Source organism: Arthrobacter sp. 49Tsu3.1M3 (assembly GCF_900168135.1).
Taxonomy (GTDB): domain Bacteria; phylum Actinomycetota; class Actinomycetes; order Actinomycetales; family Micrococcaceae; genus Arthrobacter.
Genome location: NZ_FUZD01000015.1, coordinates 76851 through 100469, shown reverse-complemented (window position 1 = coordinate 100469; position 23619 = coordinate 76851). Strand labels below are relative to the sequence as shown.

Annotated in this window: 18 protein-coding genes, 1 tRNA gene and 1 pseudogene; 10 read left to right on the top strand and 10 right to left on the bottom strand. The window is 67.6% G+C overall.

What is annotated here, in order from left to right:
* Positions 1–462 (bottom strand): annotated as a pseudogene (locus B5X90_RS15320) (HNH endonuclease); the annotation flags it as partial.
* A gap of 54 nt (positions 463–516) precedes the next feature.
* Complete coding sequence (locus B5X90_RS15315) at positions 517–813, bottom strand: hypothetical protein (RefSeq protein ID WP_143264777.1); 297 nt, start codon at positions 811–813, stop codon at positions 517–519.
* A gap of 302 nt (positions 814–1115) precedes the next feature.
* Here B5X90_RS15315 and B5X90_RS15310 point away from each other — a divergent pair, with 302 nt between their 5' ends.
* Both B5X90_RS15310 and B5X90_RS15305 read left to right on the top strand, forming a co-directional pair.
* A complete protein-coding gene (locus tag B5X90_RS15310; RefSeq protein WP_079554504.1) occupies positions 1116–2300 on the top strand; it encodes an NAD(P)-dependent alcohol dehydrogenase in 1185 nt (394 codons plus the stop codon).
* Complete coding sequence (locus B5X90_RS15305; protein WP_079554502.1) at positions 2297–2725, top strand: HIT family protein; 429 nt, start codon at positions 2297–2299, stop codon at positions 2723–2725. The genes B5X90_RS15310 and B5X90_RS15305 overlap by 4 nt, the downstream gene beginning before the upstream one ends.
* A gap of 73 nt (positions 2726–2798) precedes the next feature.
* Here the strand turns inward: B5X90_RS15305 and hrpA are convergent, their stop codons facing one another.
* Both hrpA and B5X90_RS21290 read right to left on the bottom strand, forming a co-directional pair.
* The gene (hrpA, locus tag B5X90_RS15300) at positions 2799–6878 is read right to left on the bottom strand and encodes an ATP-dependent RNA helicase HrpA (protein ID WP_079554499.1); all 4080 of its coding nucleotides are present in this window, start codon (positions 6876–6878) and stop codon (positions 2799–2801) included.
* A 156-nt stretch (positions 6879–7034) separates the two neighbouring features.
* The gene (locus B5X90_RS21290; RefSeq protein WP_018775683.1) at positions 7035–7202 is read right to left on the bottom strand and encodes a hypothetical protein; all 168 of its coding nucleotides are present in this window, start codon (positions 7200–7202) and stop codon (positions 7035–7037) included.
* A gap of 81 nt (positions 7203–7283) precedes the next feature.
* Here B5X90_RS21290 and B5X90_RS15295 point away from each other — a divergent pair, with 81 nt between their 5' ends.
* Positions 7284–8249, top strand: coding sequence for a GlxA family transcriptional regulator (locus B5X90_RS15295; RefSeq protein ID WP_079554497.1), 966 nt, complete (start codon positions 7284–7286; stop codon positions 8247–8249).
* A 10-nt stretch (positions 8250–8259) separates the two neighbouring features.
* Here the strand turns inward: B5X90_RS15295 and B5X90_RS15290 are convergent, their stop codons facing one another.
* The 6 genes from B5X90_RS15290 to B5X90_RS15265 all read right to left on the bottom strand — a co-directional run bounded on the left by B5X90_RS15290 (position 8260) and on the right by B5X90_RS15265 (position 13008).
* The gene (locus B5X90_RS15290) at positions 8260–8556 is read right to left on the bottom strand and encodes a protealysin inhibitor emfourin (RefSeq protein ID WP_079554495.1); all 297 of its coding nucleotides are present in this window, start codon (positions 8554–8556) and stop codon (positions 8260–8262) included.
* Between the two features lie 44 nt (positions 8557–8600).
* Positions 8601–9674 carry a M4 family metallopeptidase gene (locus B5X90_RS15285; RefSeq protein WP_179129160.1) on the bottom strand — a complete coding sequence of 358 codons (1074 nt, stop codon included), beginning with the start codon at positions 9672–9674 and terminating at the stop codon, positions 8601–8603.
* 191 nt (positions 9675–9865) lie between these two features.
* Positions 9866–9938 (bottom strand) — tRNA-Arg (locus tag B5X90_RS15280).
* A 145-nt stretch (positions 9939–10083) separates the two neighbouring features.
* The gene (locus B5X90_RS15275) at positions 10084–11667 is read right to left on the bottom strand and encodes an FAD-dependent oxidoreductase (protein WP_079554493.1); all 1584 of its coding nucleotides are present in this window, start codon (positions 11665–11667) and stop codon (positions 10084–10086) included.
* Positions 11664–12536, bottom strand: coding sequence for an FAD:protein FMN transferase (locus B5X90_RS15270; RefSeq protein WP_079554491.1), 873 nt, complete (start codon positions 12534–12536; stop codon positions 11664–11666). The genes B5X90_RS15275 and B5X90_RS15270 overlap by 4 nt, the downstream gene beginning before the upstream one ends.
* A gap of 34 nt (positions 12537–12570) precedes the next feature.
* On the bottom strand, positions 12571–13008 hold the full coding sequence (locus B5X90_RS15265; protein ID WP_018775690.1) for an FMN-binding protein: 438 nt from the start codon (positions 13006–13008) through the stop codon (positions 12571–12573).
* A gap of 195 nt (positions 13009–13203) precedes the next feature.
* Here B5X90_RS15265 and argS point away from each other — a divergent pair, with 195 nt between their 5' ends.
* The 7 genes from argS to prfA all read left to right on the top strand — a co-directional run bounded on the left by argS (position 13204) and on the right by prfA (position 23610).
* Positions 13204–14868 carry an arginine--tRNA ligase gene (argS, locus tag B5X90_RS15260; RefSeq protein WP_079554489.1) on the top strand — a complete coding sequence of 555 codons (1665 nt, stop codon included), beginning with the start codon at positions 13204–13206 and terminating at the stop codon, positions 14866–14868.
* Positions 14869–14873: 5 nt separating this feature from the next.
* Positions 14874–16352 (top strand): diaminopimelate decarboxylase, encoded by a 1479-nt coding sequence (gene lysA / locus B5X90_RS15255; protein ID WP_079554487.1) that lies wholly within the window; start codon positions 14874–14876, stop codon positions 16350–16352.
* Positions 16353–17669: a homoserine dehydrogenase gene (locus B5X90_RS15250; protein ID WP_079554485.1), complete on the top strand. Its 1317-nt coding sequence runs from the start codon at positions 16353–16355 to the stop codon at positions 17667–17669.
* Positions 17670–18776, top strand: coding sequence for a threonine synthase (gene thrC / locus B5X90_RS15245; RefSeq protein ID WP_028276075.1), 1107 nt, complete (start codon positions 17670–17672; stop codon positions 18774–18776).
* A 2-nt stretch (positions 18777–18778) separates the two neighbouring features.
* Entirely contained in the window at positions 18779–19765 is a 987-nt protein-coding gene (gene thrB / locus B5X90_RS15240) for a homoserine kinase (RefSeq protein ID WP_079554482.1), read from the top strand.
* Positions 19766–20085: 320 nt separating this feature from the next.
* Entirely contained in the window at positions 20086–22251 is a 2166-nt protein-coding gene (gene rho, locus B5X90_RS15235; protein WP_079554480.1) for a transcription termination factor Rho, read from the top strand.
* 285 nt (positions 22252–22536) lie between these two features.
* Positions 22537–23610 carry a peptide chain release factor 1 gene (prfA, locus tag B5X90_RS15230; protein ID WP_079554478.1) on the top strand — a complete coding sequence of 358 codons (1074 nt, stop codon included), beginning with the start codon at positions 22537–22539 and terminating at the stop codon, positions 23608–23610.
* Positions 23611–23619 lie beyond the last annotated feature (9 nt).

Below are 23619 nucleotides of genomic sequence, written 5' to 3'. Positions count from 1 at the left end.
CAGGGACCGGTCACCGGCCCCGGCGAACGTCCCGGTGTCGGCGGCGAGTTCGGCGTCGACGGCGGCCCGGTCGGCGGCGGCCAGGCAGGAGGTTTCGCGCACGAGCAGGGTGGCGCGCCATTCGTTGAGCTGCCCGGTCTGCAGGGCGGTGAGGGTGTGGGGCATTTCGGTCACGAGGGCTTTGGCCAGGCCGAGGAGCCGGCCGCCTCTGGCGGGGGATTCGCGCCGGGCCAGGGTGATCTGCGCGCCGACCCCGGCGCCGAGCTTCTCCGCGGGCACCCCGGCGGCGGCCTGGGCGCGGCGCTGGGACAGATCCAGTGCGACGGCGTGCCGTGCCTGCCGGGCTGCCATGGCGGATTTCAGGTCTTCGAGTTCCCGGATCTCATCGATCAGTGCAGCGGCGCTGTCAGGGGCAGGGAGGCCGGCCAGGAGCGTGGCCAAGTCAGCGACCGCCGCAGTCATTGCCGGTGCCCAGTCTGCCGGAACCACATCGGACCCCTGATTGCCTTCCATGAGTCAAGTGTCCCTGCGGGCTATGACACTTATGGCCGTCCGCAGCCGCTCGACCGCTTCGGAGACCAGGGGGGAGATTCCGGGTTCGGCCGTAACTCCCGGAACGCTGCCCAAGATAACGTCGAGCCGAAGGCGCGTCAGCAACGTGTCGATCGCAGACTTCAACTCGTCGAGTCGCCGGTACTGTTCGATGATTCCGGCTCGATCCTCGGCCTGACGAATGTCCCGGAGCGTGCGGGCGCAGAACGCGAGCAGGTCCTGGAAATCATCGCCACCCCGCCCTGCTACGGATGAAGCCACTTCGGGCCTCTTATTGCCGTCCATAGTTCCACTTAACTCCGGGGGTCTGACATTAAAAGGCACAACCAGAGGTGGAGGAAAAAGGCCTTGTAAGCGGCCACATCAGCGGTAGCAGCAACCCGCTGCGACACCAGAAATCCCGCATCGATTCTGTCGGCGTCGCGAGACGATGTCGGAGTCGCGTCTTTCCCCTGCTTACACTCGCTGTGGGTATAGGTGTTGGTGAGAAATCGGCGGGGCCAGCAGTGCAGCGAGCCACCCCAAAGTGGAACAGATGCCGGGACCGGGGGTAGCGTCAACGTATGACACCTGGACGTCCCGTACCCCCGCCCCTTGCCAAGCCGCTGCCGGATTTGGACACCACAGAAACCAAATCCGCCACCGCGGACAGCGCCGCGCAGAGCGACGGCCCCACACTCGCTGCTGCGTACGGTGCCACCTCACCGGACAGCGGACTTGTTCCCTTGACGGTTTCCCGACGGGCCCCGAAGGCGGACGACGTCGAGATCGCCGTCGAATTCTGCGGACTGTGCCACTCTGACGTGCACGCCACCCGGGGCGAATGGGGCGGCGACACCTACCCGTTGATCCCGGGCCACGAGATCGTCGGCCGGGTCACCCGGCTCGGTTCCGCCGTCGACGACTTTACGGTGGGTGAGCGCGTCGGCGTCGGCTGCATCGTGGACTCCTGCCGCGAGTGCGAGAGCTGCCTGGACGGCCTCGAGCAGTACTGCGAAAACGCCGCGGTGGGAACCTACGGGGCGAAGGATGCCCGCAACGACGGCGCCATCACCCAGGGCGGGTATGCGACGTCGATCGTGGTGGACCGCAACTACGTCGTGCGGGTCCCGGAGAGCCTGGATCCCGCCGCGGCGGCGCCCCTGCTGTGCGCCGGCATCACCACGTATTCGCCCCTGAACCACTTCGAGGTCGAGGAAGGCGACGTCGTCGGCGTCGTCGGACTGGGCGGCCTCGGCCATATGGCCGTCAAGATCGCCAAGGCCATGGGCGCCGAGGTCAAGGTCTTCACGACGTCGGAGAACAAGTTCGCCGCAGCGCGCGAGCTGGGCGCCGACGACGTCATCCTCTCCACAGACCCGGCCGCGATGGAAGCCGCGAACCGCAGCATCGACGTCATCATCGACACCGTCGCCGCACCGCACGACCTCAACCCCTACTTCCGCACGCTGGGCCTGGACGGCGTGCTGTTCCAGCTGGGCCTGCCCGCCGAAGCGATGCCGCCCGTCAACCCCGGGGCGCTGATCCGGCGCCGGATCGCCTACGCGGGTTCGCTGATCGGCGGCATCGCCGAAACCCAGGAGATGCTGGACTTCTGCGCCGAACACGGCGTGGTGTCCGACGTTGAGGTGGTCGGCGCAGGCCAGCTCAACGAAGCCTACGACCGCATGGTGGCAGGCGACGTAAAGTACCGGTTTGTCCTGGACGTCAGTACCCTGGGGTCCCCGGCAGAAAAGGCGGACGCATGAGCACTCTCTTCACCAAAATCATCAACGGCGAGATCCCGGGCCGGTTCGTCTGGCGCGAGGACGACGTCGTGGCGTTCCTGACCATGGGCCCGCTGGCCGACGGCCACACCCTTGTGGTGCCCACCGAGGAAGTGGACCGCTGGACGGACGCCTCGCCCGAGGTCCTCGGCCGGGTCATGGAGGTTGCCCGCAAGATCGGCGCCGTCCAGGTGGAGGTGTTCGACGCCGCCCGGGCCGGGCTGATCGTGGCCGGCTACGAAATCAACCACATGCACGTCCACGTGTGGCCATCGAACTCAATGGCGGACTTTGATTTCGGCTCGGCGGACCACCACCCGGATCCGGCCAGGCTGGACGCCAACGCGGAGAAGCTCCGCGAAGGCCTCCGCACGGCCGGCCACGCCGAGCACGTCCCGGCCGCCTAGCTCCAGAGACGCCGGGGACAGCCCGGACACTCCCGGCCGCCAGTTCTGGCGCCGGCGCAGCACCCCCAGGGGTCTACGCCGGCGCCAGCACTTTGTTAAGCGCGGCCCGGATACGCTTTTCGGACACCGAATAGGCGGTCCCGAGTTCGACGGCGAAGAGGCTCACCCGCAGTTCCTCGATCATCCAGCGCACGTGGGTTAACTCCGCGCCGGCCCGCCGCCCGGGCAGCAGCGCCGAGACGGCGTCGTCGTAATCGTCCTCCAGCGCCTGGACAGCGGCCATGTGCTGGGCGTCCCGCTGGACGTTGCCCGGCAGCTTCTCGAGCCGCTTTTCAATCGCCGCGAGGTAGCGGGGCAGCTGGCTGAGCTGGGCGTAGCCCGTGCGTGCCACGAAACCCGGATACACCAGCTGCTCGAGCTGGCTCTTGACGTCGTTGAGCGCGCTGATCAGGGCCAGGCTTGTCGTGCCCTTGAGCTGTTTTTCGATCCGGCGGGTGCTGGCCAGGATGCGTTCGACGACGGCGGTGACGGTGAAGACGGTGTCGATCAACTCCGCCCGGACGCTCTCGTAGAGCGCTTTGAACGATCCCTCGTCCCACGGCAGCGGGGCCGGCGTGAGTTTGTCGATAGCGGCCAGGGCGCAGTCGGCGATCAGCGCGGCCACGGAACCATGCGGGTTTTGGCTGAACGTCAGTTTCTCGGTGTTGTTCAGGTGCTCCAGGACATAGCGGTCCGGCGGCGGCACTTTCAGGGCCAGGAGCCGGATGACCCCGCCGCGCATGGCTTCCTGCTGTTCCGACGGCGTCTGGAACAGCCGCAGCGCCACGGACGTTCCCTCGTCCACCAGGGCCGGATAGCCGGTGACGGTGTGCCCGCCAACCGTTCCCTGGACCTGGCGCTGGACGGTTCCGAAGGTCCAGTCCTTGAGCCCGGACATTTCGGTGAACCCGCCCGGGGCCGCGGCTGCGGCAGCGGCCAGGGCGGCCGACGGGGACGTGCCGGACCGTGCTGAACGCGCGCCGTCCTTGCCGTTCTCGCCGGCTTTCGCCTTCGCCGTGCCATTTCCCTTGGATTGGGGTGCCGTGGTGCCCGGCGTGGCACCGAGGGATTCCGCGATTGCCCGGCGGGTGGCCGGGGCCAGCCGCTCCTGCAGCGCGTTCAGGTCCTTGCCTTCATCCAGCACCTTGCCGCGGGAATCCACCACGCGGAAGCTGACGCGCAAATGCGACGGCACGGCGTCCCAGTTCCAGGAGCCCGGTGGAATGATCTGTCCGCGGATCCGGCGCAGCACCAGTTCCAGCGACGGTTCTAGTTCGTCCGTGGCGGGATCGAAGTCCGCTTCCAGCGCCGCGACGGCCTGGCGGGCCACATCCGGGGCAGGAACGAAGTTCTTGCGGATCTGCTTGGGCAGCGACTTGATGAGCGCCGTGACGAGTTCCACGCGCTGCCCGGGGATCAGCCAGCGGAATGCGGCGTCGTCGAGCTGGTTCAGGAACAGCACCGGGACCTCGGCGGTGACGCCGTCGGACGGATTTGGCGGCGAACCGGGCGCCACAGGGTGGAACTCGTAGCTCAGCGGCAGCTCGAAGCCCTTGTGCAACAAGGTCTTGGGATAGGCCGAGTCGTCCAGGGCAGCGGCGTCCTCGCTGATCAGCAGGGACTGGTCGAAGTCGAGCAGCGTGGGATCCTGCTGCCGTGCGTCCTTCCACCACTTGTCGAAGTGCCGCTCCGAGACGACCTCCGCGCCGATCCGGGCGTCGTAGAACTCGAACAGTGTCTCGTCGTCCACCAGGATGTCGCGGCGCCGCATCCGGGCCTCGAGCTCCTCGACTTCGTGCAGCAGCGCGCGGTTGCGGTGGAAGAACTTGTGGTGGGTCTGCCAGTCGCCTTCAACCAGGGCATGGCGAATGAAGAGCTCGCGGCAGAGCTCCGGATCAACCTTGCCGTAGTTGATCCGCCGGCTCGGGATGATGGGCACGCCGTACAGCGTGACCTTTTCGTGGGCCATCACCGCGCCCATCTTCTTGGACCAGTGCGGCTCGCTGTAGCTGCGCTTGATTAGGTCGGGGGCCACCTGTTCGGCCCAGAGCGGATCGAACTTCGCCGCGACGCGGGCCCAGAGCCGGCTCGTCTCCACGAGCTCGGCGGCCATCACGAATGTGGGTGACTTCTTGAACAGCGCAGACCCCGGGAAAATCGCGAAGCGGCTGCCGCGGGCACCGGCGTACTCGCGCTTGCGCTCGTCGAGGATGCCGATATGGCTCAGCAGCCCCGAGAGGAGGCTGATGTGGATGCCGTCGTGGTTGCCGACCGGATCGGCCAGGCGCTTGTTGTCCAGGCTGATGCCCAGCGGCCGGGCCAGCTGGCGGAGCTGGGCGAACAGGTCCTGCCACTCCCTGACCCGCAGGTAGTTGATGAACTCACTGCGGCAGAGCCGGCGGAACGCCGTGGAGGACAGTTCCTGCTGTTTCTCCTGCAGGTAGTTCCACAGGTTCAGGTAGCCAGTGAAGTCCGAGTTCTCGTCCCGGAAGCGGGCGTGCTTCTCCGCGGCGAGCTGCTGCTTATCCGTCGGACGCTCGCGCGGGTCCTGGATGGTCAGCGCGGCGGCCAGGATCATGACTTCCCGGACGCAGCCGCGCTTACCGGACTCCACGATCATCCGGCCGAGCCTCGGGTCCACCGGCAATTGCGCCAGCTGCTGCCCGACGGCGGTGAGCCCGCCGCCGTTCCTGCCGCCGCCGTTTCTTCCGGCAGCCGCACCGGCGGCTCCCGCGGGACGGCGGCCAGTACGGCCGTCGCCGTCGTCCGCTGTTTCCTGGACCCGGGCGGCGCTGAGGGCGCCGAGCTCGCGCAGGAGGCTGACGCCGTCGTTGATGGCGCGCGAATCCGGCGGCTCGACGAACGGGAAGTTCTCCACATCCTTGGGTCCGCGGGCCACGCCCATGGCGGTCATCTGCAGGATGACGGCCGCGAGGTTGGTGCGCAGGATCTCCGGGTCCGTGAAGAGAGGCCGCGACTCGAAGTCCTCCTCGGAGTACAGCCGGATCGCGATGCCGTCCGAGACGCGGCCGCAACGGCCCGAGCGCTGGTTGGCCGAGGCCTGGGAGACGCGCTCAATCGGCAGGCGCTGGACCTTGGTCCGGTGCGAGTAGCGCGAGATCCGGGCCGTGCCGGTGTCGATCACGTACTTGATGCCGGGGACCGTCAGCGAGGTTTCGGCGACGTTGGTGGCAAGCACGATCCGGCGCTTGCTGCCCGGGTGGAAGACCTTGTGCTGCTCCTGCAGGCTCAACCGGGCGAAGAGGGGAAGGACTTCCGTGCCGGCCAGGCGCCGGGTGGACTGGATACGGGCGTTGAGGGCCTCCGCCGCGTCGCGGATTTCGCGCTCGCCGGAGAAGAAGATCAGGATGTCGCCCGGCGCCTCGTTTGCGAGTTCGTCGACGGCGTCGCACACCGCATCGAGCGGGTCGCGGTCCTCTTCGAGTTCGTCGTCCGAGGCCGCGCCTTCCCCGGCTCCGTCTCCATCTTCGGCGCCGCCGGCGGGCTGGGAAAGCGGCCGGTAGCGGATTTCCACCGGGAAGGTCCGGCCCGACACCTCGATGATGGGGGAGGGCTCCTCGTCGGTGCCGAAGTGCTTGGCGAAGCGCTCCGGATCGATGGTGGCCGAGGTGATGATGATCTTCAGGTCCGGGCGCTGCGGCAGGATGCGCTTGAGGTAGCCGAGGATGAAGTCGATGTTGAGGCTGCGTTCGTGCGCCTCGTCAATGATGATGGCGTTGTACTTGCGCAGCAGCCTGTCGCGCTGGATCTCCGCCAGCAGGATGCCGTCGGTCATGAGCTTGACCTTGGTGGACCGGCTGACCTCGCCGGTGAAGCGGACCTGGAAACCGACTTCCTGGCCGATTTCGACGCCGAGTTCCTCCGCGATGCGCTCGGCCACGGTGCGGGCCGCGAGCCGGCGGGGCTGGGTGTGGCCGATCAGCCCGTTCTCGCCCAGGCCGAGCTCCAGGCACATTTTGGGGATCTGGGTGGTCTTACCCGAGCCGGTCTCGCCGGCGATGATGGTCACCTGGTTGGCCGCGATGGCGGCCATAAGATCTTCGCGGCGCTCGGAGACCGGCAGCTCGGCGGGGTAGGAAATATGCAATGTCATGGCTGGAGACAGTCTACTGGGGTGGACTGTCCGCTGGGGTGGCGGCGGCGGATATCCGGTCCGGCCGCTGCAGCGGGGCTGTTCCGTTCCTGCGTCGGGCCCGGCGCAAAGTGAGGGCCCGGCTTGATGAGCCGGGCCCAAATGGCGTGCGCGGAGTTAGAAGATCCGCAGGGTGTAGTTGACGCTCGGCAGGTCCCGGGCCATCCAGTACTCTTCCGAGCGGACGGGCGGGGTGTGACCGAGGCCGTCCTTCCGCAGGGCGGAGATGGTGGCTGCGAGGCCGGCGATGATCAGGACGATGACGGCGATTCCGAGGAGTTCCATACCTCTATGGTTCTCCGGTCAGGGAACTAAAAAAAGTGGCAGAAATGCCCAAAAAGCTATAATTTCTGCCACACTTGAATCATGATCAAATCAGTGGCAATGATCGTGGTTCCCAACTTCTCGATCTTCGAGTTCGCGACGGCTTTCGAGGTCTTCGGCATCGACCGCTCGGACCGCGGAAACGGCGTGCCCGCGTTCGATTTCCGCGTCTGCGCACCCGAGCCGGGCGACGTCCCGCTCAAGTCCGGCCTGTCCATGCACGTCGGTCTCGGGCTGGAAGCAACTGCGGACGCCGACCTGGTGGTGATGGCGCCGTACGGCCGGGACGAGGACGTTCCCGAATCCGTCCTGGAGGCCTTGCGGGCGGCCCATGCCCGGGGCGCCTGGGTGATGTCCATCTGTTCCGGCGCCTTTGCCCTGGCCCGGGCAGGCCTGCTCGATGGCCGCCGATGCACCACGCACTGGCATTACTCCCAGGAACTGGCCAGCCGGTACCCGGCCGTGCTGGTGGATGAAAATGTCCTCTACGTCGAAGACGGACGGATCATCACGAGTGCCGGCACGGCCGCGGGGATCGATGCCTGCCTGCACCTGGTCCGCGTTGAGTTCGGCGCCAAGGTGGCCGCCGCCATCGCCCGGGACATGGTGGTCCCGCCGCACCGGGACGGCGGCCAGGCCCAATACATCGACCGGCCCATTCCGCAGTGCGGCTCGGAACCCATGGAGCAGCTGCTGCAGTGGATGGTCCGGCACCTGGACGAGGAACACGCGGTCAACGAACTGGCGGCCCGGGTCCATATGTCGCCGCGGACATTCGCGCGGCGCTTCCGTGCGGAAACGGGGGCCACCCCGGCGGCCTGGCTCAATTCCCAGCGGGTGCTCCGCGCCCAGGAGCTGCTGGAGACCACGGAGCTCAATATCGACGAAATCGCGAGGGAATCCGGCTTCGGACACTCGGTTCTGTTGCGGCACCACTTTACGAAGGCGCTGGACACCAGCCCGCAGTCCTACCGGCGCACGTTCCGCGGGCACCTGGCCACGGCATAACCGGCAGCGGCTAGCCAAAGCCCGGCGGCGCCGCTTCCTCGGCCGCGGCCCGTGCGCATTCGACGAGGTCGCGCCACGGGCCCGTCAGTTCACGCTCGGGCAGGACCGCCCGCCGTTGATCGGCCCGGATGCTGTACATGAACCTGTCCGGCTGGCCGGATGTCCCGCTGGTCCCGGTAACGTCGTCCCATGGGCAGGCCTCAATGAGCGGCTGCCACCGGTCGGTGTCCTCGGGCGGCTCGGGCCGGACGGTCCACGTCCTTTTCATTCCGGCCACGCCGCCACTGCGCTGGACAGTTATCTTCATCGGACTCGGACCTTCATTGGACGCGGATCTGCAGGGGCCTGGGCTTATCGTCGGGCTCCCGGGAGCTTGACCTTCACAGTTTCCCACGCGGAGCGCACGGCGTCATGTTCCTTGGAATCCGCGCCGAAAAGCTCCTTGGCAGAAGCGGCAGTGGCCTTGGCGAAGGCACCGAACGTGGCCGTGGGGGACAGTGTGCCCCCCGTCAGGGTCTCGTACCAGATCTGTGCCGGTGCTTCCCAGGCATTGCCGCCGAGGGCCGTGGCCACCAGGCAGAACGCGCGGTTGGGGATGCCGGAGTTGATGTGCACGCCGCCGTTGTCCGCGCTTGTGCGCACGTAGCCGTCCATCGAGTCCGGCTGCGGGTCCTTGCCGAGCACGTCGTCGTCGTATGCCGTTCCCGGAGCCTTCATGGAACGCAGGGCGGCGCCCTGCACCTGGTCGGTGAAGAGGCCTTCGCCGATCAGCCAGCTGGCCTCCGCCGTCGACTGCTTCCGCACATACTGCTCAACGAGGGCCCCGAAGACATCGGACATCGATTCGTTCAGGGCGCCGGCCTGGTTGCGGTAGACCAGCCCGGCCGAGTACTGGGTCACGCCGTGGGTGAGCTCGTGGCCAATGACGCTCAAGGATTTCGTGAACCGCCCGAAGACCTGGCCGTCACCGTCGCCGAAGACCATCTGCTGGCCGTCCCAAAACGCGTTGTCGTACAGGCGGCCGTAGTGGACCGTGGCATCGAGGTGCAGGCCTTTTCCGTCGATCGAATTGCGTCCGAAGGCCTCGGCGTAGAGGCGGTGGGTGTGCCCCAGCCCGTCATAGGCCTCATCGGCCGCGGGATCGCCGGTGGGCGGTTCGCCTTCTTTGCGGACCACGCTGCCAGGCAGCTTCTCCGTGGACTTGGCGTCGTAGACCGTCCGTTCCGGCGGGGAGGGCTTCAGTTCCCGCAGGCCCGGACGGCTGCCGGGCCCGGGCACTGCACGGGAGGCCTGGAAGCCCGGGACGTGTTGCAGGGCTTCCTTTGCCGCGCGGGCAGCCCTGGAGAGCTCCGGCTCGCGCTGTGCGGCCAGCCGGCGGAGCAAGTAGGGCGGAACGATGGAACAGTACACAGTTGAGAAGAACACTTGAGACCCCCTTCACGCTTCGGAGCCGGCAGGGTAGCCGGCCACCGATGAAAACAGCCTACGAGGGAGCACCGACAATCGGCAGGGGCAAAGCCGCTGGATTTCCGCGGTCTTTTGGCGGCATTCCGGGCACAAAAAACCCCGCCGTTTCAATGAAACAGCGGGGGATTGCCGGCGATGCCGGTGTTTTGTGCCCTCGATAGGATTCGAACCTACGACCTTCTGCTCCGGAGGCAGACGCTCTATCCCCTGAGCTACGAGGGCAGTCAGGGTTCCTGCCGTTACCGGCGGGACGTCCTAGAGCTTAGCAGGAAGGTGGCCTCCAACGGAAAATCGGCACACATTGGAAGTCCAGAGCGCTCATAAGGGGGCAGCAAATGCGTGGCAAGTCCCGCGAATGGCCAGCCCGTCAGTAGCCGGCGAAGAAGTCCACGTGCACCCGGCGGGCGCCCGCGCCACGCGCCGCGGCCCGCAGCGAACGCACACTGGCGGGCGAGCCGGAGATGAAGACTTCCCGGCCGCCGATGTCCGGCACCAGGTCCTTGAGGGCCGCCGCGTCAATCCTCCTGGCGCCTGCGTCCTCCATGAAGGCCGGCGGCGCCGAACCGTCGGCCAGCCGGGCCACGACGCGCGCCTCCGAGCGCTGGAGCTCCTCGGCATAGCCCAGTTCGGCGGCACTTTTGGCCAGGTACAGCAGGACAACGTCGCGGTCCCCGGCCGGGTTTCCGGCCGACGCCCCGGCCAGTTGGGCCACGTACGGGGTGATCCCGATTCCGGCCGCGACGAGCAGCACCGGGGTGGCCGGGTCCCGGGGCAGGAGGAAGTCGCCGCTCACCGTGGTGGCGGTGAGCCCCGCGCCGGGTGCCAGGGCCAGCAGCGAGCGCTTGGCTGAGGACACCGGCTCGGCCGTCCCCACCCCGATTGTCAGCAGGGATGCTCCGGGTGCGCTGGTCAGGCTGAACACCCGCCGGATTCCGTTGCCATCACCCTTCCCATTGCCCCTGGCGGCACGAGTGTCGCCGGCCGTGTCCGGGGGCAGGTGCAGCTCCAGGGCCTGTCCGGGCGCGAAGCGCACCGGACGTTCCGGGCGGAAGCTGAATTCCGTCGTCGTGGGCGTCAGGGGACGGCTCGCGACGAACGTCAACCGGACCCCGCCCCGCTGCCCGACGGCGAAGGCAAGCACGTTGCCCGCGAGCAGCGCCAGCTCGGGGGAGTTGGCCACAAACCCCAGGTTGTAGGGGACGGCAAACAGCGCCCCGACGACGGCGGCCAGTGCCAGTTGCTGCCAGCGCCGCGGGGGCAGGGTGAGCGGCTCGGTGAGCATGAACCCGACGAAGAACAGCACCGGCCGCTGCGCGAGCGTCTGCCACAGGGCCTCGGGGAGATCCATCCCGGCCCGGAGCAGATCCGCGGCGACGATGGACACGGCAACCACGGTAAAGACGGCGGCCATGGCGAACTTCCGGGTCCGGTAGAGCACCAGCAGCACCCCTGGCAGCACAAGCCAGAGCATGGCCGGCGTCGCGGCCCACCAGGTGGCAATGTTGAGCCCGGTCAGCCCGGCCAGGAAAGCACCGGCCGCGGCCGGATTGAAGATGTGCCGGCCGCGCCAGGCCAGCGCATACTTCGAGGCCGAGGCCAGGACGCAGGCCAGGGCGACGCCGGCGATCTCCGCCAGCTGGAGGCCCTGGGTCAGCTGGCTGGGCCAGAAAAGGAAGTACAGCAGCAGGCCGGTGATGAGTGAGGATTCCGTGTGCGCCCGCACATGGAACAGCCCGGCCAGCCCCTGGCTGGAGGCGTACGTCAGGCCAAGGCACAGGGCCAGGTGGGCCAGCATTTCCGGCAGCCCGAACGTCAGCCAGCCCAGCACATTGAGCAGCAGGCTGTAGCCGGCCAGGACGGCCAGGACCCACAGCACCAGCCGGTACATCGTGAGCCGGCCCAAGGCGGTGTCCAGCCTCGAGCCGAGGGCGGTGGTGGTGATGGCAGTCATGAGAACAGGGCCCCTTCGAAGTCGGCTGAATATTCCGCGCGCCCGTCCGCATAAACCGTGAGCCAGGCGCAATCGAACTCCTGCTCCAGCCGCAGACCGTCGACAAAGAACAACGCAGTGGCCAGCGCATCGGCCACCATAGCTGTCCCGGCCATGGCCCAGCTGGCGACAACGGTACGCACCGGAGCTCCCGTGGTGCCGTCCAGGACATGATGGAACCCGTCGCCCCAGGCGCGCCGGTTGGCGGCGGAAGCGCACAGGGCGGCGGCCCCCAGCTGAACGGTGCCGATTGCCCGGGTGGGATCGTAGGGGTGCTCTAGGGCAACCACCACTGGATCCGCTCCCGGATTCAGCAGGTCCCCGCTGGCATCGATGAAATGCCGGGCGCAGCCGCCGTCCCGGAGCTTGACGGAGAGCAGATCGGCCAGCTGCCCCTTTCCGGCCGCGCCGACGTCGATCACCACCGGAACCGTTGTTGCCAGCGCGGTGCCCTGCCAGTCCAGCGCATCCTCCCACCGGGGCGCGGGAAGCGGCGCACCGCCCGGGCGCAGGGTATAGGTGGCGTCGTAGCCAAGGCGTTCCAGGCTCCCGCCGATGAGCGGGGTCATGGCACCCTCGGTGAGCCGGTACAGGGTGCCGTACAGCTCGCCCAGGGCGGCCCCTTCGGCGGGCAGTTCGATGCGGCCAGGCGCCCGGGCTGCGTCGGCAATGAGCGAATCGGGGCGAAACCGGGACCACACGGCGTCGTACTCCTCCACCGTGGCGAGCAGGCCGCGGCGGAGCTCGGCGGAGAGCCGGGACGGCGTGGAAATCTCCCAGCGGGTCCCGATCCCGTCAAAGCTGAAGTGCGTCCAGCCCGGATGCGCCACGAGTCCTCTGTTCCCTTGTCGTTCCCCTGTCGGGCTATTGGGCCTGTGACTTGATCTTCGCCACCGCCTGGTTGAAGCCGCCGCTGGTCAGCGAGGATCCGGCCACTTTGGAAACCTTAATCTCGTCGAGCTTCTTGCCAACAACCTGGGACTGGATGCCGCCGGCGAACTCGCCCTGGAACTTTCGGGTGTTCGGATTCGAGGGGTGCTGCGTGATCTTCACGTCGGACACGGCACCGCCGGCCAGGGTCAGCTCCACGCCCACGGTCTCAGTGCCGTTGGGGGAGGTGTAGTTCCCGTCGGCGCTGTACGTGCCGTCCTTGTAGGACCCGGTACCGGCAGCGGACTCGGATGCCGGGGGCGCGCCCTGTGCGGCCGGGGCCTGGGCAGAGGGGGCGCAGCCAGCCGCTGTTCCGGCCACGGAGAGGCCGGCAATGCCGACGAGGACGCTTTTGCGGAAGGCGGTATTCATGCGGGACTCGATTCTTTGCGGGGATCGGACAGCGAACAAGGGAAAGGCATGACGGGGTTGCAGACGTTGAATTTAGGGTAACGGTTCACCCTGGGCGCGAGGCGTTGATGACCTTGGGTACCCCTTGAGCCGGCCCCGCCGTCATGCCGGGCGTCAGATTCCGCCACACTCCGGGCCCACCGGTAGGCTAGAAGTGTGACCCCAGAAGAACTCTCCCTCGCCATATCCGCCTGCCTGAAGGACGCCGTCGCCGCCGGTGACATAGCCCTCTCCGCGGCCGACATTCCGGACGAGGTGCGCGTGGAGCGCCCCAAGAACAGGGACCACGGGGACTGGGCTACCAACGTCGCCCTCCAGCTGGCCAAAACGGCGGGCACCAACCCGCGGGAGTTCGCGTCCGTCCTGAGCGCCCGGCTCAAAACGATCGACGGCGTATCCGCGGTGGACATCGCCGGCCCCGGCTTCCTGAACATCACCGTGGACGCCGCTGCCGCCGGTGCCCTCGCCAAGGCGATCGTCGAGGCCGGTGCGGCCTACGGCACCAACACCGCGCTCGCCGGGCACGTGGTCAATATGGAATTCGTCTCGGCCAACCCCACCGGCCCGCTGCACATCGGCCACACCCGCTGGGCCGCCCTCGGCGACGCGATCGCCCGCGTCCTGCGGGCCTCCGGTGCCGACGTCACTGCCGAGTACTACATCAACGACGCCGGTTCCCAGATGAACGTGTTCGCGAACTCCGTGTTCGCGAGGCTGCATGGCCGCGACGTGCCTCAGGGCGGCTACCCGGGCCAGTACATCGCGGACCTCGGCCACGAGGTGCTCACCGAACACCCGGACATCCGCGAACTCACCGAAGTGGCGGCCCTGCCGGTGATCCGGGGCGCCGCCTACAAGGCGCAGATGCACGACATCAAGCAGACGCTGGCCGAGTTTGGCGTCGACTTCGATGTCTTCTTCTCCGAGCAGGAGCTCCACGATGCCGGCGCGATCGAGGACGCCGTCGCCCGCCTGCGCGAACAGGGCCACGTGTTCGACGACGGCGGCGCGGTCTGGCTGCGCACCACCGACTTCGGCGATGACAAGGATCGCGTGCTGGTCCGCGCAAACGGCGAGCCCACGTACTTCGCCGCCGACGCCGCCTACTATTTGTCCAAGAAGGACCGCGGCTACACCGAGAAGATCTACCTCCTCGGCGCCGACCACCACGGCTACATCAACCGGCTCAAGGCCATCGCGGCGGCCGCCGGGGACGACCCCGAGGTCAACATCGAGGTCCTGATCGGCCAGCTGGTCTCCGTCAACGGCGCCAAGCTGTCCAAGCGCGCCGGCAACATCATCGAGCTCAAGGACCTCATCTCCTGGCTCGGCAAGGACGCCGTCCGGTACTCGCTGGCCCGGTTCCCCGCCGATTCGCCGCTGACGCTGGACCCGGAGCTCCTGAAGAAGCACAGCAACGAAAACCCGGTGTTCTACGTCCAGTACGCCCACGCCCGCTCCCGCGGCGCGGCCCGCAACGCTGTGGCCGCCGGGGTGGAGCGCCGTGTGGACGGAAAAGACAGCTTCAACGCCGCCCTGCTGGACCACCCCACCGAAAACGAGCTGCTCTCGCACCTGGGCAGCTATCCCTCGATCGTGGCCAAGGCCGCCGAGCTGCGCGAGCCGCACCGCGTGGCCCGCCACCTCGAAGTGATCGCCGGCGCCTACCACCGCTGGTACGACGCCTGCCGCGTGGCGCCGCAGGGCGAGGAACCCATCACCGACACCAACCGCACCAGGCTGTGGCTCAACGACGCCACCAGCCAGGTGCTGGCCAATGGACTGGAACTGCTGGGCGTCTCGGCGCCGGAACGGATGTAACCGCCATGACCGCAAAGTCAGGACAGTCCCCGCTCGCGCCGGACTGGCTCGAGGTCCCCGCCGACCTCAATGCCCTCCACGAACCGCTGTGGGCGGGCGGCGTCGCGCGCAACGACGACGGCGAGCTCACCATCGAGGGGCTGACGGTCAGTGAACTGCAGCGCCAGTACGGCACGCCGCTGTTCGTGCTGAGCGAGACCGACTTCCGGGCCCGGGCCCGGGCGTTCAGCGACGCCTTCAACGACGCCTTCGCCGATATTTGCGGGGGAGTGGACGTCTACTACGCCGGCAAGTCTTTCCTCTGCACCTCCGTGGTCCGCTGGGTCGAGGAAGAGGGGCTGCGCCTGGACACGGCGTCCGGCGGCGAACTCGCCGTGGCCTTCCGCGCCGGCATCCCCGGCGCCGACGTCGCCCTGCACGGGAACAACAAGTCCGACGGCGAAATCCACCGGGCGCTGGACATGCAGCTGGGACGGATCGTGGTGGACAGCCTCGACGAGCTCGAACGCGTCGCGGCGATCGCCGCCAACCGGGGCGACACCGCCAGGGTGATGCTGCGGCTGACCCCCGGAGTGCACGCCCACACCCACGAATTCATCGCCACGGCCCACGAGGACCAGAAATTCGGCCTGTCCATGGCCGGGGACTCCACGGACCAGGCCGGACTGTCCGCCGCAGAGGAAGCCGTGGCCGCGGCCACCGGACACGCCAGCATCGAACTGCTGGGCCTGCACTGCCACATCGGCTCGCAGATCTTCGAACCGGACGGCTTCGCCCTCGCCGCCGAAAGGCTGCTGGACTTCCTGGCAGCGATGCAGTCGAAGTACTCCATCGTGCTGCCCGAGCTTGACCTCGGCGGCGGTTACGGCATCGCCTACACCCCCGTGGACACCCCGCGCCCGGCCGCCGAAATCGCGCAGGCGATGGCCGCCGTCGTCCGTTCCAAATGCGCTGCCCTGGGCATAACCGCCCCCCGGATTTCGATCGAACCGGGCCGCGCGATCGTCGGAAGCACCACCTTTACGCTGTATGAGGTCGGCACGCTCAAGACCGTCCGGGTGGATGCCCCGGCCGCTGCTGGTGCCGCGGCAGGCCACGACGGAGCCGGGGACGTTACGCACCCCCGCCGCTATGTGTCGGTGGACGGCGGGATGAGCGACAACCCCCGGCCGGTGCTGTACGACGCGGATTATTCGGCGATTCTCGCCTCGCGGAGCTCCGACGCGGCGCCGCAGCTGTCCCGAGTGGTGGGCAAACATTGCGAGAGCGGCGACATAGTTGTTAGAGATGTATATCTGCCCGAGGACGTGGCAGCCGGTGATCTGCTTGCTGTACCGGGGACCGGCGCCTACTGCTGGGCCCTGTCAAGCAACTACAACTATCTGGCCCGGCCGGGCGTTATCGCTGTCAGCGACGGATCTGCCCGGCTCATTGTCCGCGGGGAAACCGAAGAAGATTTGCTCAACCGCGACATGGGAGTCTGAATGTCTGAATTGCGAACCCTGAAAGTGGCCCTCCTGGGCTGTGGCAACGTTGGGGCCCAGGTTGCGCGGATTCTCATTGACGACGCCGACGCCCTCGCCGCGCGCACGGGCGCCCGCCTCGAACTGCAGGGCATCGCGGTGCGCAACCTCGATGCCGAGCGCGACGTCAAGCTGCCGCAGGAGCTGTTCACCACTGACGCCGAAGTCCTCGTCAAGGACGCCGACGTCGTCATCGAACTCATGGGCGGCATTGAGCCGGCCCGGACCCTGATCCTGACCGCCATGCGGCACGGTGCCTGTGTTGTCAGCGGCAACAAGGCACTCCTGGCCCAGGACGGCCCCACACTGTACGAGGAAGCGGACAAGGCCGGGGTGCAGCTGTCCTACGAGGCCGCCGTGGCCGGCGCCATCCCCATCCTGCGGCCCATCCGTGACAGCCTGTCCGGCGACCGGATCACCCGGGTGCTCGGGATTGTCAACGGCACCACCAACTTCATCCTCGACCAGATGGACTCCACCGGCGCGCAGTTCGCCGATGCGCTGGCCGAGGCCCAGCGCCTGGGCTACGCGGAAGCCGACCCCACGGCCGACATCGAAGGCCACGACGCCGCCGCCAAGGCCGCGATCCTCGCCTCACTGTCCTTCCACACGCGGTTCGCACTGGAAGACGTCTCGTGCGAGGGCATCACGTCGGTCACCGCGGCTGACATCGCCGCCGCCAAGGAAGCCGGCTTTGTCATCAAGCTGCTGGCCATTGCCGAAAAACTGGTAGACGAGGACGGCAAAACCGGCGTCTCGGTCCGTGTCCACCCCACGCTCCTGCCCCGTGAGCACCCCCTCGCCGCTGTCCGTGGTGCCTTCAACGCAGTCTTCATCGAAGCCGAGAACGCCGGTGAACTCATGTTCTACGGCCAGGGTGCCGGCGGCACCCCGACGGCCTCCGCCGTGCTGGGCGACCTCGTTTCCGCGGCCCGCCGCATCGTCCTGGGCGGCCCCGGCCGCACCGAAACCACCACCGGGCACGTGCCGGCGCTGCCCATCGACGCGGCCGTCACCAGCTACTACATCGGACTCGACGTCGCGGACCAGCCCGGCGTCCTGGCCAGGATCGCGCAGCTCTTCGCCGAGCACGGCGTGTCCATCGAAATCATGCGGCAGACCATCCACCGCGACGCCGATTCCAACGTGGAGTCGGCCGAGCTGCGGATCGTGACACACCGTGCACGCGAAGCCGCACTTGCAGCAACCGTCGAGGCCGTCAGGCGCCTGGACGTCATCAATTCCGTCACATCCGTACTCCGGGTAGAAGGAGTCTAAGTGGCTCACCAATGGCGCGGTGTCATCCGCGAATACGCCGACCGTCTTCCTGTCACGGAAGCGACCAAGGTCATCAGCCTGGGCGAGGGCGGCACCCCGCTCGTGCACGCCCGCCACCTCTCCGAGCTGACCGGCAGCACCGTCTACCTCAAGGTCGAAGGCATGAACCCGACCGGTTCCTTCAAGGACCGCGGCATGACCATGGCCATGACGGCAGCCGTGGCGGCCGGCGCCAAGGCCGTGGTCTGCGCCTCCACCGGCAACACCTCCGCCTCCGCCGCGGCCTACGCGACGGCGGCCGGGCTGCAGTGCGCGGTGCTGGTCCCGGAGGGCAAGATCTCCATGGGCAAGCTCAGCCAGGCAGTCGCGCACGGAGCCACGCTGCTGCAGGTGGACGGCAACTTCGACGACTGCCTCGACATCGCCCGCAAGCTCGGCGAGTCCTACCCGGTGTTCCTGGTCAACTCCGTCAACCCGGCCCGGATCGAAGGCCAGAAGACCGGTGCTTTCGAAGTGGTGGATTCGCTCGGCGACGCCCCCGACTTCCACGTGCTCCCGGTGGGCAACGCCGGCAACATCAGCGCGTACTGGAAGGGCTACAAGGAATACGCTGCGGCGTTTGAGTCGCCCACCGCCGGGTCGCTGCCCGCCGTGTCCACCAAGACGCCCGTTATGTGGGGCTTCCAGGCCGCAGGGGCGGCGCCCTTCGTGGCCGGCCACCCGATCACCGAGCCCGACACCATTGCCACCGCCATCCGGATCGGCAACCCGGCCTCCTGGGACACCGCGGTGGCGGCCCGGGATGAATCCGGCGGCGTGATCGAGGCCGTCACGGACGAGGAAATCCTGTCCGCGCACCGGTGGCTCTCCGCCCGGGAAGGTGTTTTCGTGGAGCCAGGCTCCGCTGCCGGCGTCGCCGGGCTGATCAAGAAGCACGCGGCCGGGGAAGTGCCGGCAGGCAAGACGATCGTGATCACGGTGACCGGTCACGGCCTCAAGGACCCGCAGTGGGCCCTGCGCACCGAGGACGGCAGCGACGTGCAGCCGGTCAAGGTCTCAAACGACGTCGTTACCGTCGCCGCAGCACTGGGACTGGAAGAAAAATAACGTTGGAGACAACCCTCACCGTCCCGGCCGAATCAGCTGCCGGCTCCCCGGCCGTTCCGGCGGGCCAGCTGGTCACCGTGCGTGTCCCGGCCACGAGCGCCAACCTGGGCCCCGGGTACGACAGCCTTGGCCTGGCCCTCTCGCTGCATGACACGCTGACCGTGGAGACCCTGGCCAGCGGTGAACTTGAATTCGAGCTCAGCGGCGAGGGTGCCGAGTCGCTGCCCCGCGATGCGACGCACCTGGTGGTGAAGGCCCTGACCGAAGCCCTGCACCGCCTTGGGTTCCGGCACGAAGGCCTGCGGATCACGGCGGACAACGTCAACCCCCACGGACGGGGCCTGGGCTCCTCGGCCTCGGCCGTGGTGGCGGCCGTCAGCGCCGCCAATGCCCTGGTCCCGGAGGCCTCACGGCGCGGCCGCGACTGGATCCTGCAGCTCACAAGCGAAATGGAAGGCCACCCGGACAACGTTGCACCCGCCATTTTCGGCGGATTGGCGCTGTCATGGCAGGACAGTGACCAGTACAGCAGCACGTGCGCGTCCGTGGCCGCCTCGGTGATCCCGGTGGTCGCCGTGCCCGACTACGAGCTCTCCACTGAGGCCGCCCGGGCCCTTTTGCCCGCCTCGGTGGGCCACCATGCCGCGGCCATGAACTCCGGCCGCGCGGCCCTGCTGATCCATGCCCTGACCACGAACCCGGAATTCCTGCTGCCCGGCACCGAGGACTACCTGCACCAGAGCTATCGCGCCCAGGCCATGCGGCCCAGCGCGGAACTGATCGGCGCGCTGCGCCGGGCAGGGCACGCCGCCGTCGTATCCGGCGCCGGACCCACCGTGCTGGTCCTGGCCAACGGCGAAGCGGAAGCCCGTGAGGTCGTGGACTTCATCGGCGCCCACACCGCGGGCAACACGCCGGAAGTGGGCTGGCGCGTGATGAAGCTGGCCGTGGACGTTGAAGGTGCTAAAGTGGAAGTGCACCGGCGGTAAATACGCAGGCGGTAAATTTAGTAACCGTTGTAAGACCGCGATGTTGGCCACGTAGCCTCTCTCATCTTTCACTGCGCAATATTTTCCGGTGCCACCTGCTTTCGGTCTGACGCAGGAATCAGCAGAATTGATCTGCCCCCTGAAACTCAGCCCGCCGTTCCTCATTTCTCGGATCGTGCATGGTGAAGCAATATCCGGCCCTGCTGGCCGATATCCATCCGGCAAGGCCGAAATCCCGGCTGCAGATCTGAACTGCAGCCCAGATCAAATCACCGCGTCCAGCTCTTAGCCTGGACGCCGTCGAGGGGGAAGGATCCTTCGTGACCGAAACCACTGAGCTGTCTCCGGCTGTGGATACATCTTCTGCTGCCGAATCAACGGCAGCACCCGCCAAGAGCAGCGGCCTTGCAGGCCTTAAGCTCGCCCAGCTCCAGGCCCTCGCCAGCCAACTGGGGATTTCCGGCGGTTCCCGCATGCGCAAGGGTGATCTGGTCACGGCCATTTCCGCCCACCGCGCAGGCACCCCGGTAAGCAAGGCTCCGGCCCGCGCTGCCGAAAAGGCGAGCGACAACGGCACTGTTTCCCACGCAGCGGCCCCGGCAGCTGCGCCCGCCGCCGATGACGAGTCCCTGGCAAGGGAAAACACCGCTCAGGAAAGCCCCCGCGCCCGCCGTGGCCGCAGCCGCCGTGCAGGCAGCGACGGAGTCGTCACGGCTCCCGCCGTTGAGGCACCCGCCGCCGCCCCGGCTGAAGCCCCCGCGGTTTCCACCGAGTCCGGCGCCCGGGAATCCGCCACCGCAGAATCCGGCGCCGCCGTTTCCGGAACGGAATCCGGCGACCGCACGAGGCAGCCGCGCACCCGCAACCGCCGCCGCGGCGAAGCCGCAGCCCAGGCCACGGACGCCGGCCAGAACGCCGTCGAGGCCCAGGCCGAGCAGCCCGCCGCCGAACAGCGCGATCAGCGTACGGAACAGCGCGATCAGCGCACCGAACAGCGTGAACAGCGCGATCAGCGCACCGAACAGCGTGAGCCCGGCAGCGAAGACGGCCAGCGCCGCGACACCCGCACCCGTGGCGGCCGCGACGACTCGGCCGGCACCCGCGAGAGCACCCGCGAGAACACCCGCGAAAGCGATGATTCTGACGGCGGAAGCCGCCGGAACCGCCGCAACCGCCGTGACCGCAACGACCGCGGTGACCGCCAGGGCCAGCAGGACAGCCGTGACAACTCCTCCCGCAACGACCGCTTCCGCGACCGCAACGACCGCCGCCGCGGGCGTCAGCAGGGACCCGACGTCGACGACGTCGAGGTCACCGAGGACGATGTCCTGCTGCCGGTCGCCGGTATCCTCGACGTGCTCGAGAACTACGCGTTCATCCGCACGTCCGGTTACCTGCCGGGCCCGAACGACGTTTACGTCTCGCTCGCCCAGGTCAAGAAGTACAACCTGCGCAAGGGCGACGCCGTCGTCGGCGCCATCCGTGCACCGCGCGAAGGCGAGGACCGCAGCCAGCAGTCCGCCCGCCAGAAGTTCAACGCCCTGGTCCGTGTCACCTCGGTGAACGGCAAGACGCCGGAAGAACTCAAGGACCGCGTCGAATTTGCGAAGCTCGTCCCGCTGTACCCCTCCGAGCGCCTGCGCCTCGAGACGGACCCGAAGAAGATCGGCCCGCGCGTCATCGACCTCGTGGCCCCGATCGGCAAGGGCCAGCGCGGCCTGATCGTTTCGCCGCCGAAGGCCGGCAAGACGCTCATCCTGCAGTCCATCGCCAACGCCATCACCACCAACAATCCTGAGGTCCACCTCATGATGGTGCTCGTTGACGAACGTCCCGAAGAAGTCACGGACATGCAGCGCACCGTCAAGGGTGAGGTCATCGCCTCCACCTTCGACCGTCCCGCCGACGACCACACCACCGTGGCCGAGCTCTCCATCGAGCGCGCCAAGCGCCTCGTGGAAATGGGCATGGACGTCGTGGTGCTCCTGGACTCCATGACCCGCCTGGGCCGTGCCTACAACCTGGCAGCCCCGGCCTCCGGCCGCATCCTGTCCGGTGGTGTGGATTCCGCAGCGCTGTACCCGCCGAAACGCTTCTTCGGTGCAGCCCGCAACATCGAGAACGGTGGCTCGCTGACCATCCTGGCTACCGCGCTCGTCGAGACCGGTTCCAAGATGGACGAAGTCATCTTCGAAGAGTTCAAGGGCACCGGCAACATGGAACTGCGCCTGTCCCGTCAGCTCGCGGACAAGCGCATCTTCCCGGCCGTGGACGTCAACGCGTCCGGTACGCGCCGTGAGGAAAACCTGCTTTCCCCCGAGGAAGTCAAGATCATGTGGAAGCTGCGCCGCGTCCTTTCCGGGCTCGAAACGCAGCAGAGCCTTGAGCTGCTGACCAACAAGATCCGGGAGACCCAGAGCAACGTCGAGTTCCTCATGCAGGTGCAGAAGACGACGCTTGGTGCGAAGTCCGATAACGACAAGTAGCTGACGTAGGGGCGGGGAGTGGATTCCTCGCGTGGTTCGCCGCGCGGGTTTTCCGCCCCCGCCCCTTCGCGTGGAGGCTCGATCCTGCGATCGGTAGCCACCCGGCTCCGGCAGGCCCGATGCCACTCCCTGGCCGGCATATTTTGAGCGGCTTCTGGTTTAACTCACTACCCCCTGGCCGGAGCAACGCGGGGTCACCTACGGCCCATCAGAGCCGTTGGAATGGGCGGTAAGTGACCCCGCGTTGCAGTAACTAGACTTGAGAGAGTCGAAAGAGGTTTGAAAATGTTTGAGTCCGTACAGGGCCTGTTGGATGAGCACGACTCTATCCAGGCTCAGCTGGGGGATCCTGCTGTCTACGCTGACCAGCGGCTGGCCCGGAAGCTGGGGCGGCGTTCTGCCCAGTTGAACGGCATTGTGGAGGCCTACCACCGCTGGGAAGGCATCCGCGATGACCTGGCCGCTGCCAAGGAAATGGCGGACGAGGACCCCGAGTTTGCGGCGGAGGTGCCCGAGCTGGAGGCCGCGCTGGAGCTGGCGGCGGCCAAGCTGCGCCGGCTGCTGATCCCGCGCGACCCTGACGACTCCCGCAACGTGATCCTCGAGGTCAAGGGCGGCGAAGGCGGCGACGAGGCTGCCCTGTTCGCCGCGGACCTGCTGCGGATGTACAGCCGTTACGCGGAATCCCGCGGCTGGAAGACCGAGATCATCTCTGCCACCGAATCGGACCTCGGCGGGTACAAGGACGTCCAGATGGCCGTCAAGGGCAGCTCTAACGATCCGGCAGAAGGTGTGTACGCCCGGCTCAAGTTCGAAGGCGGCGTGCACCGGGTTCAGCGTGTCCCCGTCACCGAATCCCAGGGCCGCATCCACACCTCGGCCGCCGGCGTGCTGGTGCTGCCCGAAGTGGACGAGCCCGAAGAGCTCGAGATCAACCAGAACGATCTCAAGATCGACGTCTACCGCTCCTCCGGTCCCGGCGGGCAGTCGGTCAACACCACCGACTCCGCCGTGCGCATCACGCACCTTCCCACCGGAATCGTCGTCGCCATGCAGAACGAAAAGTCGCAGCTGCAGAACCGTGAGGCCGGCATGCGCGTGCTGCGCGCCCGCATCCTGGCGCACCAGCAGGAGCTGATCGACGCCGAAAACTCGGCGCAGCGCAAGTCGCAGATCCGCACCATGGACCGCTCCGAGCGCATCCGTACCTATAACTACCCGGAAAACCGGATCGCGGACCACCGCACCGGCTACAAGGCCTACAACCTGGACCAGGTCATGAACGGCGACCTGGAACCGGTGATCCAGTCGGCCATCGAATTGGACGAGCAGTCCCGGCTCGACGCCATCGGCGAATAGGCGCGGGTC